The sequence below is a fragment of the Amycolatopsis bartoniae genome, assembly GCF_014191255.1.
In the GTDB taxonomy this organism is placed as follows: Bacteria; Actinomycetota; Actinomycetes; order Mycobacteriales; family Pseudonocardiaceae; genus Amycolatopsis_E; species Amycolatopsis_E bartoniae.
Window position 1 is genome coordinate 227,072 of the sequence record NZ_JACHWH010000003.1, and the last position, 14,147, is coordinate 241,218.

Below are 14,147 nucleotides of genomic sequence, written 5' to 3' on the forward strand. Positions count from 1 at the left end.
TCGGTCAGAATACTACCGATGTGGTCAGGTGAGGTTGGGGGTGGTCAGCTCGCGCTAGGTTGACCGCATGAGAATCCGGCCCTCCAAGGAGGAGATCGACGACCAGCTACTCGACATCGCCGCTGGGCTGCTGGCCCGTCGAGGGGTGAAAGGCACCTCGATCCAGGCTGTCGCCGATGCCACGGGGTATTCCAAGGCCGGGATCCTCAACCGTTTCACCAGCAAGGACGCTCTGATCGAGCGGGCAATCCAGCAATGCGAAAGCCAGACCCGCGTCGTCCTGCACTCGGTCAGCGACCTCTCCTGCGGACCGGCGCGAGACGCGGCTGCCCTCACCGCGCTGACCGATCTGGCGCTGCGCCGGCCGGGCTACATCACCCTCGTGTCCGCGTTCACGACACCTCTTGAGGAGCCGCACCTGCAACGCGGGCTTGACCGGCTCGGGGAGGACGTCTGTCGCACGTTCTGCCTGCCAGGACCCGGGCTGGGAGACCTCGAACGCTGGTGCCGGGTGATCGGATCACTGGGGGCCCTGTGCACGCTCGCCGTCGCCACGCCGGACCACGCCCCCGCAGCCACCCCGCTACAGGCTCAGCCTCACATCCTCGCCACGGCGTGGAGCGCTCTTGGGTACGACATGGCACTGGGCGACGCTCAGGTAACCGCCGCCACCTGAGCGCGCGGGCGCGGTAACCGAGTTGCCGCGCGGACGGCCACCAGAGCACGTAACCGGTTCGGCTGAACAGCCGGGAGCGTGCTGGACGGCCGGGTGCCCGGGCTCCGCGAGACCGGCCTCCAGCGCGGAAGATGCCCCCGCGCCACTTCACTAAGACGCCAGACCACCGTCCACAACGAACTCGGCACCCGTGATGAATCCACCCGCGGGCGAAACCAGGAACAGCACGGTCGCCGCCACCTCCTCGGCCAGACCTCGGCGTCCCAGCGGAGTGGCGGCGATGACTTGCGCGTTCCACTCGTCGGTGATGGCGTCGAGCATGGTGGTGTCGATGAAGCCCGGGTGTACCGAGTTGACCCGGATGTTGTGGGCGCCGAGTTCGACCGCCGCGCATTTCGTCATGCCCCGGACCGCCCACTTGGTCGTGGAGTAGGCGATCTGGTTGGGGTACGGGCGGTGCGACGCGATCGACGAGATGTTCACGATCACCCCGCCGCCGGAGTCCTTCATCGCCGCTGCGGCGGTCCGCATGCCCAGGAACGTGCCGCGTTGGTTGACGCGGTAGTGCTCGTCGAAGTTCTCCGGCGTCGTGTCCGTGACGTCGGCGCCCGGGCGGTAGATCCCGGCGTTGTTGACCAGGATCGTGGGCGGACCGAATTGTTCGGTCGTGCGCTCCAGGAGCGTGTCCCAGGACTGTTCGCAACCGACGTCGTGGCGTTCGTAGGCCGCACGGTCCCCGAGTTCGCCGGCGAGGGCCTTTCCGTCGGTGTCGCGTCCACCGGCGATCACCGCCGTAGCGCCGGCGCCGGTCAGTGCGCGCACGATCGCGGCACCGATCCCGCGTGCGCCGCCGGTCACGATCGCGACCTGCCCGTCCAGTTCGTGGTTCACCATGGTGCCATCCCTTCTACGAAGTGCCGCAGTGCCTGATTGACAGCGCCGGGTTGTTCCTCGGTGACGAGGTGCCCGCTGCCGGGGACGCGCACGAACGTTGAGTGCGGCAGGCGGGCGTGCATGGCCTCGGCGCGGGCGATCGGGATGCCGCCGTCGTCCTCGGCGTGGATGATCAGGGTGGGCACCGTGATTTCGCCGAGCCTGGCGAGCCGGTCCTCGCGGTCGATCCAGGATCGGTATTCGCCCCAGACGGACCGGGACGGGCGAGCGCGCCACTTGGTCACCCAGCGCTGAACGTGGGCCGGGTTCTCTTCGATCGTGCGCGGGCCGAAGATCACCGGGACGAACGCCGCGGCGAACTCCGCGGAGATCGGCTCCTCGGTGTTCATCGGTTCGAGCAATTCCCCGAACTGTGCACGCTCTTCGGCGGTGTACGCGTCCGCCATGGACGAGACGAGTACGAGGCCCGCGAGCCGGTGGGGATGTTTGAGCGCGAGTTCGATGCCCATGAACCCGCCCACCGACATGCCCACGAGCACGAACCTCTCGACGCCCGCGCCGTCGGCGACGTCGAGACAGTCGGAAACCAGATCGTCCAGGCACCGTTCGGTTCCGTACCGGGACGTGCCCGCCCTGCTGGTGTAGGCGATGGTCCGGTAGCGGTCGCTCAATGCCGCGATCTGCGGGTCGAACATGGTGCGGTCCAGCAGCGTGCCGTGGCTGAACACCAGGGCTGGACCGGCACCGCGATCGAGGATGTCACTGTCCTGCATGGACTTCTCCTGTCCGGGAGGGCGCGGGGCCGGAGGTGGTTTCGTCGGCGAAGACCTGTTCGAGGGTCTTGCCGGTGACACGCGGGCCGAGTACGCGGATCACGATCGCGCCGGCCGCGAGCAATGCCGCCATGGCCGCGAAGACCCCGCCGAAACCGATGGTGCCGAAGGCGAACCCGATGACGACCGGTGCGACGAGGCCACCGGCATTGCCCGCCGTGGAGGCCAACCCGGCACCGGTCGCGCGGATCGCGGTGGGGTAGACCTCGGAGCAGTAGGGGTACACGATGCCGGAGATGCACGTGATGCAGATGGACAACGTCATGCCGATGAACAGCAGGGCGACGCTGTCCCGCGGCACCATGGCGAGGGCGAGCGACGCCACGGTCGCGAAGCCGAAGAACGTCACCAGCAGGGTGCGCCGTTCGAAGCGGTCGCTGACGAAGATCGCGGCCAGGTACCCGATGGGCTGGGCGACGAACAACAGGAAGCTGTAGGTGGCGGCGATGCCGGGATCGATGCCGATCTCGAGGAACAGCGAGGGCATCCAGGTGAAGAACCCGAAGAACGCGAACAGGAACACGAACGAGCCGAGCCAGGTGGCCACCGAGACGCGGGCGAGTCCGTTGCGCCAGACCTCGAGCGGCGACCTGGACAACGGCGGTGCGGCCGGCGCGACAGCGGCGTCCGGCGGAACGGGCGGCAGCGCGGTACCGTGCCGCGCCGCGATCACGCGCTCCTCCAGGCGGCTGACGACGGCGTCCGCGTCGGCGACGCGACCCTGGGCGAGCAGCCAGCGCGGCGACTCCGGGAGGGACCGTCGCCACCACAAGAGGACCAGAACGGGCAGTCCGCAGGCCACGGCGGTGATGCGCCAGCCGTCGTGGAGCGGCACGACGAACGAGCCCAGTACCGCGGCGACGACGTTGCCGAGTGAGAAGAACAGCGTGACGCCGCTGACGAACCGGCCGCGGTTGTGCCCCGTGGCGAACTCGGAGATGTACGGCGAAACGATCGCCGCCTCGGCACCCGCCCCGAGGCCGCCGATGATCCGCACGGCGATGACGAACGCGAACCCGTTCGCGAACGCCAGCCCGATCGATGCGGCACAGAACAGCAGGAGCGCGTAGAGCATGACCTTCTTGCGTCCGAAACGGTCGCCGACCAGGCCGGCGAACAGGGCGCCGACGATCATGCCGACCGGTGCGGCGCCGCCGATCAGGCCGACCTGGCCGTTGCTCAGGCCGAACTCCGTTTTCAGGTGCGGGAGCATGAAGCCGATGATCACGATGTCGAGAGCTTCGAAGAGGTGGCCGAGGCCACCCGCGAGGAGGATGCCCAGCTGCGGACGGCCGATCGGGAGCCGTTCGAGGCGGGTGAGGATGTGGGCGTCGGTGGACATGGTGAACCTCCAGGAGCGCAGGAGGGAATGCCCGGCAGCGCCGGGTCGCGCGGGCGAACGGGTCAGCGGGTGACTGCCGCGGTGGGGTGGCTCGCGGATTCGGCCAGCGATCGGCCAGCCGTCTCGGGCAGTCGCCAGGCCAGCACGAGCCCGACGATGAGGGCGATGGCGGCGAGATAGAGGGCCGGTGCGACAGGCGTGCGCGTGACAGCCGCCAGTGCGGCGGCGACCAGCGGCGCGGTGCCCGCGATCGGACCGACGCCCAGGCTGTAAGCCAGCGCCGAGCCACTGGAACGGGTGCGGGCGGGGAAGAGTTCCACGAGCACGATCGACGACATGACGTTCAGGCCGGCCTGCGGAATGGCGAACAGGCACATGCCCAGGAGGGCCAGCCCCGGTTGACCCGAGCCGACCAGCAGCAGCACCGGGACGGCGAGCACGGCATGGGCGAGCGCCCCGCCGACGTAGACCCGGCGCCGCCCGATCCGGTCGGACAGTGCGCCGGCCAGCGGGCAGATCGCAGCGTAGAACAGCAGGGCGACCGAACTGACCGTCAAGGCGGCCTTCTGCTGGCCTCCAGCCGACATCGCGGTCGTGAAATATGTCGCCAGGTAATAGAAGCCGACGCCGGTGACCGAGGCGCACGCGAAAGCCAGGACCAGCGTCGAACGCTCGGTTCTGAGTGCCGTCCGCACCGGTGTGGCCGCGATTTGGTCGCGTTCCCGCAGTTGCCGGTACACCGGGGTCTCGTCGAGCCGCAACCGCAGGTAGAGGCCGATCAGTCCGAGCGGTGCGGCGAGCAGGAACGGCAGTCGCCAGCCCCACGACTGCATCTCCGCCGGGGTGAGCAGGCTTTGCAGCAGCAGCACTGATCCCGTACCGGCCACAATGGCCAGTCCACCGGACGCGGAGATCAGGCTGGCCCGGAAACCGCGCCGGCCCGGGGGTGCGTACTCGGCGAGGAACGCGGACGCGCCGGTCCACTCGCCACCCGCGGACAGGCCCTGGACGCAGCGGAGCAGGACGAGCAGCAGTGGCGCCCAGAAGCCGATCGCCGCGTAGGCGGGCAGCACGCCGATCAGGGTGGTGGCGCCACTGATCCCGACGACCGCCACGGACAGGGCGGCCCGGCGGCCCCTCCGGTCGCCGAACGAGCCGAGCAGGGCGCCGCCGAGGGGGCGGAACACGAACGCGATCCCGAACACGGCCAGGGAGGCCAGCAGGGAGGCGACCGCGTCGCCGCCTGGGAAGAACACGCGGCCGAGGGTGACGGCGAGTGCGCCGTAGACGGCGAAGTCGAACCATTCGGTGAAGTTGCCGATGAGGGTGGCCACGACAATGGTGGCTGGAGAGCGCATCGATGGGCTCCAGTGCAGAAGTGTCGTGGTGTCGCCGGCCCCCTCCGGCCACACCGGGGGTTACTTGGAGTAGTCGATGATGCCGCGGATGATCTTGCCGTCGCGCAGGTCCTGGTAACCCTCGTTGATCTCGTCCAGGGAGTAGCGCGCGGTGATCAGCTCGTCGAGCTTCAGCTGCCCGGCGTCGTACATGCGCAGCATCTTGACGATGTCGTACTGCGGGTTCGACGAGCCGAACAGCGTGCCCTTGATGGTTTTCTGGTTGAACACGAGGTCCGAACCGGACACGTGCACGGTCAGGTTCTCCGGGTTCGCCACACCGGTCACCACCACGGTGCTGCCCTTGCCGATGACGGCGAAGGCGTCGGCGATGACCTGCTCGGTCATCACGCCGACCACGCAGATGGCCTGGTCCGCACCCTCGCCCCAGGTCAGCTCGCGCACCGCGGCCGCGGCCTCGTCGGCGGTGGCGAAGGCATGGGTGGCACCGAACTCGAGTGCGGTGTCCCGTTTGAACGCGACCGGGTCGACGACGACGACGTTCTTGGCGCCCGCGTGCACCGCGCCTTGCACGGCGTTGATGCCGACTCCACCGATGCCGTAGATCACCGTCGTGTCGCCCGGCCGTACTTCGCCGGCGTTGACCGCGCTGCCGTAGCCGGTCGGGACCCCGCAACCGACGAGTACCGCCTTGTCCAGCGGCAGCCAGTCGTCGACCTTGACACAGGACAGCTCGGAGACGGTCGCGTATTCGGAAAAGGCACCGAGCATGCAGAACGCACCGATGTCGCCGAGTTCGGCGTCGTGCATCCGGAAGGTCCCGTCCGGCATGCTGCCTTCGAGGATCGTGGCACCCATGTTGCACAGGTTCTGTTTCCCCGTCGAGCAGTAGCGGCACTTGCCACAACTGGGAATGAAGCTGCAGACGACGTGGTCGCCTTCGGCCACCCGGGTGACGCCCGGGCCGACGCGCTCCACGATTCCGGCGGCCTCGTGGCCGCCGACGATCGGGAACCGCACGACGTTGTCGCCGTCGATCATGTGCAGGTCGGAGTGGCAGAGTCCGGCGGCCGAGACCTTCAGCAGGACTTCGTTCGGGCCGGGTTCGTCGAGTTCGATCTCCCTGACATCGAAGGGTGTGTGGTAGCCGGTCAGGACAGCGGCGCGGGTCTTCATCGTTGTTTCTCCGTTGGTCGTCGGGGGATCAGCCGTGGAAGGTCCACACGGACTTGGTCTCGAGGTAGCCGTCGAGGCTGTCGGGGCCGAGGTCCCGGCCGTAGCCGGACTGGGCGAAGCCGCCGAACGGCGCGGCCGGGTCGGTGAGCCCCCAACCGTTGACGTACACGGTTCCGGCGCGCAGGGCGCGGGTCATGGCGTGCTCGGTGGCGACGCTGCCGGTCCACACGCCGGCCGCGAGGCCGTAGTCGCTCGCGTTGGCGCGGCGGGCGACCTCGTCGGCGTCGTCGAACGGCAGCACGACCACGACCGGGCCGAAGATCTCCTCCCGCACGCATTCCATCTCGTCGGTAACGCCCGCGATCACCGTCGGCGGGAAGAAGAACCCGCCGCCGGGCGGGAGTTCGCCGGCCTGGTGCACCTTCGCGCCGTCCGCGGCGGCGCGCTCGACGTAGCCGCGCACCCGCTCCAGCTGGCGTTGGCTGACCAGCGGCCCGAAATCGACGCCCTCGTCCAGGCCGTGCCCGATGGTGAGCGCGGCGGCCTCGGACAGCAGTTTTTCGACGACCTCGTCGTGGATGTCGCGGTGGACGAACAGCCGGGACGGGGCGCTGCACGTCTGCCCGGAGTGCCAGAAGATGCCGCCCGCCGACCCCGCGACGGCGGCGTCGAGGTCGGCATCCGGGAAGATGATGTTCGCGCTCTTGCCGCCCAGTTCGAGGGTGACCCGTTTGACGAGATCCGCGGCGCTCCGGGCGATCTGCCGCCCGACCGCGGTCGAGCCGGTGAACGACAGCTTGCGCACGTCCGGATGCGACACCAGGGCGGCCCCGGCTTCGGCGCCGTGACCAGGGACCACGTTGAGCACGCCGTCCGGCAGCCCGGCCTCACTGGCCAGTTCGGCCAGCCACAGCGCGGACAGCGGGGTTTCTTCCGACGCCTTGAACACCACGGGACAACCGGCCGCCAGCGCCGGCGCCATCTTCCAGCCGCACAGCAGCAGCGGGAAGTTCCACGCGGTGATCATCCCGGCCACCCCGACCGGTTCCCGCTCGGTCCGCACGTGGATCCCGGGGTGGGAGACGGGCACCGTCGTCCCCTGGATCTTGCTCGGCCAGCCCGCGAAGTAGAGGAAGGTGCGCGCGGCGAACTCGACGTCGATCGCGCGGGCCGCGCCCCGGACCTTGCCCCCGTCGAGCACTTCGAGTTCGGCGAATTGGTCTGCGTGCGCATAGATGGCTTCGCCGATGCGGGACAGGATCCGTCCGCGCTCCAGGGGAGTCATCCGCCGCCACTCCGAGGCGGGGTCCAGGTTCCGTACGGCGGCGGCGACCGCCGCGTCGATGTCGGCCGGTCCGGCACAGGCTGTGGTCGCGATCTGTGTTCCGGTGCCTGGATCGATGACCGGTTGCGTCCGGCTGCTCAGAGCCTCGCGGCGCTCCCCGTCGATGAACAGGTGCGGTGCCGCGGCGAGGCGGGAGGCCACGACGGGAGCAAGGCCGTGGGCACGTGTCGTCGTTGACATCTGCGTCTCATCCTCTTCAATATTTGATACAACTTGCTGTGACGGAGGCTACGTTAGCCCCACGTCTGATGTCCAGTAGAAGTTCATAATTCGCTGTTATCGCTGGTAGAAGTATTTCTTCGTTCGCACGGCTTGTCTGATCATGTATCAAACCTGTACGGTCTGCCTATCTACCGATGACTGCTGGAGGTTCTGATGCCCGCCGTCGCCGCGGCCCGTCCGTTCCGGGAGGGCCTGCTGAAGCTGGCGCCGCCACGCCTGCTCGGGTCCCGTTGTGATCGCTGTGCCACGGTCTCGTTCCCGGCGCGGGAGTTCTGTCCCGGCTGCCGCGCCGCGGGCGCCACCACGGAGACCGAACTCTCGCCCGCCGGGTCCGTGTACAGCTTCACTGTCGTCCGGCAAGCACCGCCCGGAATCGCCGTGCCGTATGTACTGGCGTACGTCGATCTCCCGGAAGGTGTTCGCATCCTCGCGCAGATCAGCGGGGTGGCACCCGAGGAGGTCACCATCGGGCTGCCCGTGCACCTGGAACTGACGCCCTTCGGCCAGGACGCCGAGGGTGCCGACCTGGTCGGCTACCGGTTCCGCGCGGGGAATGAGGTGGCGGCATGAGTCTCGCCCCCGCTCACGTCGCCGGCGCCGGCATGATCCGGTTCGGCAAGCACCCGGTCGAGGTGACCCTCGAGCGCATGGCCGTGGGTGCCGCGCGCGCGGCGCTCACCGACGCCGGGGCCGAGCTGTCCCACATCGACGCGGTCTATGTCGGGCACGTCTTCGGTGGACCGGTCGCCGGCCAGCGCATCGCGGCGCAGCTCGGGCTGGACGGGCGCCCGGTGTCCAACCACGAGAACTACTGCGCCAGCGGCGCGACGGCACTGCGCGAGGCCTGGGTGGCGCTGGCCGCCGGGCTGCACGACGTCGCGCTCGTGGTCGGCGTCGAGAAGATGACCGACCGGGTGTCCGGCGGTGTCCGCCCCGACCCTGGCGACCTGGACGCGGCGGTCGGCTACGTCATGGCCGCCGGCCACGGGCTCAGTGCCCGCCGGTACCTGGCCGACCACGGCGCGACCCGCGAGCAGATCGCCGCCGTGGCGGTGAAGAATCACGCCCACTCGGTGCACAACCCGTTCGCCCACTACCAGCGCCCGGTCAGCCTCGACGAGGTCCTGTCCGCGCGTCCCATCGCGGAACCCCTCGGGCTGCTGGACTGCAGCCCGATCTCGGACGGGGCCGCGGCGATGGTGCTGTGCAGCCCGGCCGGGCTGCGCCGTCTCGGGCTGAGCACGTCCGTGCCCCGCATGCTGGGCTGCGCCCTTGTCAGCGGCAGCGTGCGGCCCGGCACCGGCGACGTGAACGAGGAGGACGTCTCCCGGCGCGCGGCCGAGGAGGCCTGGAAGCTCACCGCCGTCGGCCCGGAGGACATCGACCTGGTGGAGATGCACGACTGCTTCACCATCGCGGAAATCGTCCGGATGGAAGGGCTCGGCCTGATCCCGCGCGGCGAAGGCGCGTCCTGGACCGAGGCCGGGCACACCGCGCTCGGCGGGAAGCTGCCGGTCAACCCCAGCGGGGGGTTGCTGTCCCGCGGTCACCCCGTCGGCGCGACCGGCGTCGCCCAGGCGTGCGAGCTGACCTGGCAGCTGCGGGGGAGCGCCGGCGCCCGCCAGGTGGAGGGCGCTCGTGTCGGCCTGAGCTACTGCAAGGGCGGCACGGTCAACGGTACGGACGGAGGATCGGTGACGACACTGGTGATGGCTCGATGACCGGTCAGGTGACCACCGGCGTGCACGTGTGGGGCGGCCACGGTGCTCAGGCACTCGTGGCCGCACTGTCCACCGTGGACTCGGCGGTGCCCGCCGCGTGCCTGGTGCCGGACTTGCCAGGGGACCGCGATCTGGAAGCGCTTTCCGACGAGCTGCTCGACACCGGGATCGGGGACGTGCTCGGCGACGTACTGGCGGAGGTGCAGCGGCTGCTGCCCGGACTGACCGGATCCGGGAGGCTGCTGTTCCTGCTGCCGGCCGAGGCCGCACTGGGCCGCCCGCACGCCACCGCCGCCGGCGCGGTCGCCGGGGGGATCCTGTCGATGGCGCGGACGCTGGCCATCGAACTCGCCCGGGACGACATCGCCGTGAACACGGTGCTGTACGCGGACGGCGCCGAAACCGCGGTCGCGCACCAGGTTGCCGCGTTGCTCGCGATCGAGGCGGCCGCCGTGACGGGACAGGAGATCTACGTGACCGCGGGCAGCGGTTTGGGGAGGTTGCGGCCATGAAGATCGCGCTCGTGACCGGCGGCGCCGGCGGCATCGGCAAGGGCATCTGTGCGCGGCTCGCCCGGGACGCCGACATGGTGGTCGTCGCGGACCTCGACCCCGCCGCGGCGGCGGCCGAGATCGGGCCGAAAGCGCGGCCGATGGTCCTGGACGTCAGCTCCGCGGCCTCCCGCACCGCGGTGGCCGCGGCCTGCGTCGAGGAGTTCGGCGGCGTGGATATCCTGGTCAACTGCGCCGGCGTGCTCGAAGATGCCCGCATCGGCAGGCTCGACCCGGCGTTGTTCCGCCGCCTGCTCGCGATCAACCTGCTGGGACCGCTGGCCCTGACCCGGCTGCTGCTCGGGCCCATGGCGCACCGTGGTGGGGGCGCGCTGATCAACATCGCCTCCCGCGCCTGGCTGGGCACCTTCGGGTCCACCGCCTATTCGACCGCCAAGGGCGGCCTTGTCGGTGCCACTCGTGCGCTCGCGCTCGAGGTCGCCCGCCAGGGCATCACCGCCAACTGCGTCGCGCCCGGATTCGTCGCCACCCGGATGACCGACGGCCTGCCGGACCGGATCCGCGAGCGCACCCTGGAGGCCATCCCGGTCGGCCGCGCCGGGCGTCCCGACGACGTCGCGGACGCGGTCGCCTACCTCGCCGGTGCCTCTTACGTCACCGGACAGGTGCTCGTCGTGTGCGGCGGCCGCAGCATCGGCGATCCCTACCGGCAACCGGCGTGAGAGGAACGCAGATGGGACCACTCAAGGGGCTGCGTGTCGTCGAGTTCGCCGGGCTCGGCCCGGCGCCCTTCGCCGCGATGATGCTCGCCGACGGCGGTGCCGACGTCGTCCGCGTCGACCGGCCGGGAGCCGAGCGGACCGGCGGGATCCTCGACCGCGGGCGCACTGCCGTCGGCCTCGACCTGAAATCCGGCGACGGTCTCGCGAGGGCCCGTGAACTGATCGACGCCGCCGACGTGCTCATCGAAGGCTTCCGGCCGGGCGTCATGGAACGACTGGGCCTCGGACCACAGGTGTGCCTCGATCTCAATCCGCGCCTGGTCTACGGGCGCATGACAGGCTGGGGACAGACCGGACCGCTGGCCGCCAAGGCCGGGCACGACATCAACTACCTCGCCCTCACCGGCGCCCTGCGTGCCATCGCCCGCCGGGGACAGGCACCCGTCCCACCGCTCAACCTCGTCGGGGACTACGGCGGCGGCGGGATGCTGCTGGCCTTCGGTGTGCTGGCGGCGCTGCGTGAGCGCGATGCCACCGGTCGCGGTCAGGTCGTCGACGCCGCCATGATCGACGGGGTCAGCCTGCTGATGTCGGGCATCTGGCAGCGCGTCGCCGACGGCCGGTGGCAGCCCGAGCCGGGTACCAACGACATCGACACCGGTGCACCCTTCTACGACGTCTACGAAACCGCCGATGGCGAGTACGTCGCGGTGGGCAGCATGGAACCGCAGTTCTACGACCGGCTCGTCCGGGCGCTCGGTCTCGATCCCGTCCAGCTGCCCGATCAGTGGGACCGAACCTCCTGGCCGGCCACGAAGAAGCTGTTCGCCGGGATATTCGCCGGCCGGACCCGGGACGAGTGGGCGGAGACCTTCGCACCTCTCGACGCCTGTGTCACCCCGGTGCTCAGCATGGCCGAGGCGAGCGCCGACCCGCACCTGATGGCGCGTGCGACGCTGCGGACGCGTGCCGGCCGGGTGGAGCCCGGGCCTGGTCCCCGCTTCAGCCTCACCACGGAGGGAGAGGCTTGATAAAGTATTCGGTGACGGCGACGCGAGGACGGGGTGACATGGCCAGGGTGGCGCGACCGAGGCGGCGGAACACCAGCGACGAAGTCGCCGCCCACATCCGCGAGCGCATCTTCGACGGCACCCTCGAACGGGGGCAGCGCGTGCCGCAGGACGCGATCGCCGCCGAGCTCGGCGTCAGCCGGCTGCCGGTCCGCGAAGCCCTCATCACCCTCGAAACCGAAGGCCTGGTGGACACCGAGGCCCACCGCGGCACGTTCATCGTGCCGATCCGCCAGGAGGACATCGAGGACCACTACCGCATCTACGGGATGGTCCAGGGTCTCGCGACCGCGCGCGCGGCCACCCGCATCACCGAGCCCGTGCTGCGCAAGCTCGACGAACTGCACGAGCAGATGCTGCACAGCACTGATGCCGATGAGCTCCACGACCTGAACTGGGAGTTCCACACCCTGATCAACAAGACGGGAGGCAGCAGGAGACTGCTGTCGGTGCTGCGGCAGCTGTCGCGCAACCTCCCTCGCTCGGTCTACGAGGCGCCCTCCGGCGGCGGACCCGAAGCGAACGCGGGGCACGCCCGGATCCTGGAGGCGCTGCGGTCGGGAGATGCCGCGGCAGCCGATGCCGCCAGCCGCGAGCACGTCCGCGGCGAAGGTGACTACGTCGTGCGGACACTGCGCACCAAGGGCGTCCTCGCCGACGACGCGTTCTGAGGCGCCACTCGTGTGGGCAGCGAAAGCCGAACCTGACCTTCGTACATATATATGATAAAATATCCAATCGACGAAGGAGTCGGCATGGGCAGGCCACTGGCGGCCGTCGCCGGAGTAGGGACGACCCGGTTCGGGAAAATGCCCGGTCTCTCCGCGGATGACCTTGCCGGCTGGGCGCTGCGGGAGGCGTTGCAGGACGCCGGCCTCACCGTGCGCGACATCGACGGGCTGGTCGCGATCCGGGTCAGCGGCTATGAGCAGTTCGCCTCGGCGTACGGCCTGCAGCCGCAGTGGTCCGTGCAACTGCCCGCCGAGGGACGGATGTGCGGCGCGGCGATCGCGCTGGCCGTCAACGCCGTCCGGACGGGGGAGTGCCGCACCGTGGCCCTCGTTTACGGCAACAACGGCCGCTCGGGTGGAGCCACGTACGGCGCCGGCGGCGCGGGGTACACCGCCGCGGGGGAGGGCTATGGCACGGCGCCCGAGCTGACCCGGCCCTACGGAATGACCTCGCCGGGGGCGTTCTCGGCGCTGATGTTCCAACGGCACCGCCACCTGTACGGCACCACCGAGGAACAGCTGGCCGAGGTCGCGCTGACCTTCCGCAAGCACGCCGCCCACAACGCCGCGGCCGTCCTGCGCCGGCCGCTGGACCTGGAGACCTACCTGGCGTCTCGCTACATCGTCGAACCGCTGCGCCTGTTCGACTACTGCCTGATCAACGATGGAGGTGTGGCGGTGATCCTCACGACGGCCGAGGCCGCTGTAGATCTGCCGAATCCTCCGGTCTATGTCCTCGGTGTCGCCCAGCGAGCGCAGTTCCTCGGTTCCGATTTCCCGCCCGAGGATTTCTGGGCCGGGGCGATCGGCGAGGCCGGAGCCGCCGCGTTGCGCCAGGCCGGCCGCGACCGCGCCGACATCGACGGTCTGATGCTCTACGACAATTTCAGCCCCACCGTGCTGTTCACCTTGGAGGGGCTTGGCTACTGCCCGCCGGGCGAGTCCGGGCGCTGGATCCAGGACGGCCGGATCGGCCTGGGCGGCGAACTTCCGGTCAACACCTCCGGCGGGCACCTGTCGGAGAGCTACCTTCAGGGATGGGGCCTCACCGTCGAAGCCGTCCGTCAGCTGCGTGGCGACTGCGGGGCCCGGCAGATCCCGGGAGCGACTCACATCCAGTACGCCTGCGCCGCGCCGCTGGTGTCCTCCGTCGTGTACGGGAACCGGCCGTGACCGCCGACACCGGCCTGGGAACGCATTTCGCCGGGCTCGAAGCCGGAGAGTTGCGCGTGGCGCGCTGCCGGGTGTGCGGTGGGTCCCGGTTTCCGCCCAAACCGGTGTGCCCCCACTGCCGCGTGTCCGGCGGTATCGACTGGTTCACCGCAGCGGGCACCGGGACCGTGTGGTCGTTCGCGGTGTTCCGCAAAGCGTATTTCCCGCCACCGGGGCCACAACCGCCGTACACGGTGGCGGTCGTGCAGCTGACCGAAGGCGTCAAGATCATCAGCACTGTCACCGGTGGCGACGTGCACGTCGGCATGCCGGTCCGAGCGAGGTTCGAGCGCGCGAACGGCGTTGCGCTGGTGCGCTTCGACCCGGCCTGAG

General features: G+C 69.9%; 15 protein-coding genes. 9 read left to right on the forward strand and 6 right to left on the reverse strand.

The features are described from left to right. Nucleotides 1-67: 67 nt before the first annotated feature. Nucleotides 68-676 (forward strand): TetR/AcrR family transcriptional regulator, encoded by a 609-nt coding sequence (locus FHX82_RS17740; RefSeq protein WP_145932912.1) that lies wholly within the window; start codon nt 68-70, stop codon nt 674-676. Between the two features lie 150 nt (nt 677-826). Here FHX82_RS17740 and FHX82_RS17745 read toward each other — a convergent pair whose 3' ends face one another. The 6 genes from FHX82_RS17745 to FHX82_RS17770 form a co-directional block, all read right to left on the reverse strand. After that, on the reverse strand, nt 827-1,570 hold the full coding sequence (locus FHX82_RS17745) for an SDR family NAD(P)-dependent oxidoreductase (RefSeq protein WP_145932911.1): 744 nt from the start codon (nt 1,568-1,570) through the stop codon (nt 827-829). After that, the gene (locus tag FHX82_RS17750; protein WP_145932910.1) at nt 1,564-2,343 is read right to left on the reverse strand and encodes an alpha/beta fold hydrolase; all 780 of its coding nucleotides are present in this window, start codon (nt 2,341-2,343) and stop codon (nt 1,564-1,566) included. Before FHX82_RS17750 ends, FHX82_RS17745 begins: the two co-directional genes overlap by 7 nt. Continuing rightward, nucleotides 2,330-3,745 carry an MFS transporter gene (locus tag FHX82_RS17755; protein ID WP_145932909.1) on the reverse strand — a complete coding sequence of 472 codons (1,416 nt, stop codon included), beginning with the start codon at nt 3,743-3,745 and terminating at the stop codon, nt 2,330-2,332. The genes FHX82_RS17750 and FHX82_RS17755 overlap by 14 nt, the downstream gene beginning before the upstream one ends. A gap of 62 nt (nt 3,746-3,807) precedes the next feature. Further along, nucleotides 3,808-5,103 (reverse strand): MFS transporter, encoded by a 1,296-nt coding sequence (locus FHX82_RS17760; protein ID WP_145932908.1) that lies wholly within the window; start codon nt 5,101-5,103, stop codon nt 3,808-3,810. A 60-nt stretch (nt 5,104-5,163) separates the two neighbouring features. Beyond that, entirely contained in the window at nt 5,164-6,279 is a 1,116-nt protein-coding gene (locus FHX82_RS17765) for an NDMA-dependent alcohol dehydrogenase (protein WP_145932907.1), read from the reverse strand. Nucleotides 6,280-6,307: 28 nt separating this feature from the next. Continuing rightward, nucleotides 6,308-7,804, reverse strand: a complete 1,497-nt coding sequence (locus FHX82_RS17770) for an aldehyde dehydrogenase family protein (RefSeq protein WP_145932906.1) — start codon at nt 7,802-7,804, stop codon at nt 6,308-6,310. A 195-nt stretch (nt 7,805-7,999) separates the two neighbouring features. On the opposite strand from FHX82_RS17770, the gene FHX82_RS17775 reads away from it, so the two are divergent. The 8 genes from FHX82_RS17775 to FHX82_RS17810 all read left to right on the forward strand — a co-directional run bounded on the left by FHX82_RS17775 (nt 8,000) and on the right by FHX82_RS17810 (nt 14,146). Continuing rightward, nucleotides 8,000-8,416, forward strand: a complete 417-nt coding sequence (locus FHX82_RS17775; RefSeq protein ID WP_145932905.1) for a Zn-ribbon domain-containing OB-fold protein — start codon at nt 8,000-8,002, stop codon at nt 8,414-8,416. After that, nucleotides 8,413-9,567, forward strand: coding sequence for a thiolase family protein (locus FHX82_RS17780; RefSeq protein ID WP_145932904.1), 1,155 nt, complete (start codon nt 8,413-8,415; stop codon nt 9,565-9,567). The genes FHX82_RS17775 and FHX82_RS17780 overlap by 4 nt, the downstream gene beginning before the upstream one ends. Then, entirely contained in the window at nt 9,564-10,079 is a 516-nt protein-coding gene (locus tag FHX82_RS17785; protein ID WP_145932903.1) for a hypothetical protein, read from the forward strand. Before FHX82_RS17780 ends, FHX82_RS17785 begins: the two co-directional genes overlap by 4 nt. After that, entirely contained in the window at nt 10,076-10,801 is a 726-nt protein-coding gene (locus FHX82_RS17790) for an SDR family NAD(P)-dependent oxidoreductase (protein WP_145932902.1), read from the forward strand. The genes FHX82_RS17785 and FHX82_RS17790 overlap by 4 nt, the downstream gene beginning before the upstream one ends. Nucleotides 10,802-10,812: 11 nt before the next feature. After that, nucleotides 10,813-11,832 (forward strand): CaiB/BaiF CoA transferase family protein, encoded by a 1,020-nt coding sequence (locus FHX82_RS17795; RefSeq protein WP_145932901.1) that lies wholly within the window; start codon nt 10,813-10,815, stop codon nt 11,830-11,832. A 47-nt stretch (nt 11,833-11,879) separates the two neighbouring features. Beyond that, complete coding sequence (locus FHX82_RS17800) at nt 11,880-12,542, forward strand: GntR family transcriptional regulator (protein ID WP_229881077.1); 663 nt, start codon at nt 11,880-11,882, stop codon at nt 12,540-12,542. A gap of 84 nt (nt 12,543-12,626) precedes the next feature. Continuing rightward, the gene (locus FHX82_RS17805) at nt 12,627-13,775 is read left to right on the forward strand and encodes a thiolase family protein (protein WP_145932899.1); all 1,149 of its coding nucleotides are present in this window, start codon (nt 12,627-12,629) and stop codon (nt 13,773-13,775) included. Then, entirely contained in the window at nt 13,772-14,146 is a 375-nt protein-coding gene (locus FHX82_RS17810; RefSeq protein ID WP_229881074.1) for a Zn-ribbon domain-containing OB-fold protein, read from the forward strand. The genes FHX82_RS17805 and FHX82_RS17810 overlap by 4 nt, the downstream gene beginning before the upstream one ends. The last annotated feature ends 1 nt before the right edge of the window (nt 14,147 follow it).

What these genes read in the sequence shown, in the direction of transcription:
- FHX82_RS17770 (WP_145932906.1), bottom strand. Translation starts at nt 7,804, where the DNA reads ATGTCAACGACGACACGTGCCCACGGCCTTGCTCCCGTCGTGGCCTCC.
- FHX82_RS17745 (WP_145932911.1), bottom strand. Translation starts at nt 1,570, where the DNA reads ATGGTGAACCACGAACTGGACGGGCAGGTCGCGATCGTGACCGGCGGC.
- FHX82_RS17750 (WP_145932910.1), bottom strand. Translation starts at nt 2,343, where the DNA reads ATGCAGGACAGTGACATCCTCGATCGCGGTGCCGGTCCAGCCCTGGTG.
- FHX82_RS17805 (WP_145932899.1), top strand. Translation starts at nt 12,627, where the DNA reads ATGGGCAGGCCACTGGCGGCCGTCGCCGGAGTAGGGACGACCCGGTTC.
- FHX82_RS17785 (WP_145932903.1), top strand. Translation starts at nt 9,564, where the DNA reads ATGACCGGTCAGGTGACCACCGGCGTGCACGTGTGGGGCGGCCACGGT.
- FHX82_RS17760 (WP_145932908.1), bottom strand. Translation starts at nt 5,103, where the DNA reads ATGCGCTCTCCAGCCACCATTGTCGTGGCCACCCTCATCGGCAACTTC.
- FHX82_RS17755 (WP_145932909.1), bottom strand. Translation starts at nt 3,745, where the DNA reads ATGTCCACCGACGCCCACATCCTCACCCGCCTCGAACGGCTCCCGATC.
- FHX82_RS17790 (WP_145932902.1), top strand. Translation starts at nt 10,076, where the DNA reads ATGAAGATCGCGCTCGTGACCGGCGGCGCCGGCGGCATCGGCAAGGGC.
- FHX82_RS17775 (WP_145932905.1), top strand. Translation starts at nt 8,000, where the DNA reads ATGCCCGCCGTCGCCGCGGCCCGTCCGTTCCGGGAGGGCCTGCTGAAG.
- FHX82_RS17740 (WP_145932912.1), top strand. Translation starts at nt 68, where the DNA reads ATGAGAATCCGGCCCTCCAAGGAGGAGATCGACGACCAGCTACTCGAC.
- FHX82_RS17780 (WP_145932904.1), top strand. Translation starts at nt 8,413, where the DNA reads ATGAGTCTCGCCCCCGCTCACGTCGCCGGCGCCGGCATGATCCGGTTC.
- FHX82_RS17765 (WP_145932907.1), bottom strand. Translation starts at nt 6,279, where the DNA reads ATGAAGACCCGCGCCGCTGTCCTGACCGGCTACCACACACCCTTCGAT.
- FHX82_RS17795 (WP_145932901.1), top strand. Translation starts at nt 10,813, where the DNA reads ATGGGACCACTCAAGGGGCTGCGTGTCGTCGAGTTCGCCGGGCTCGGC.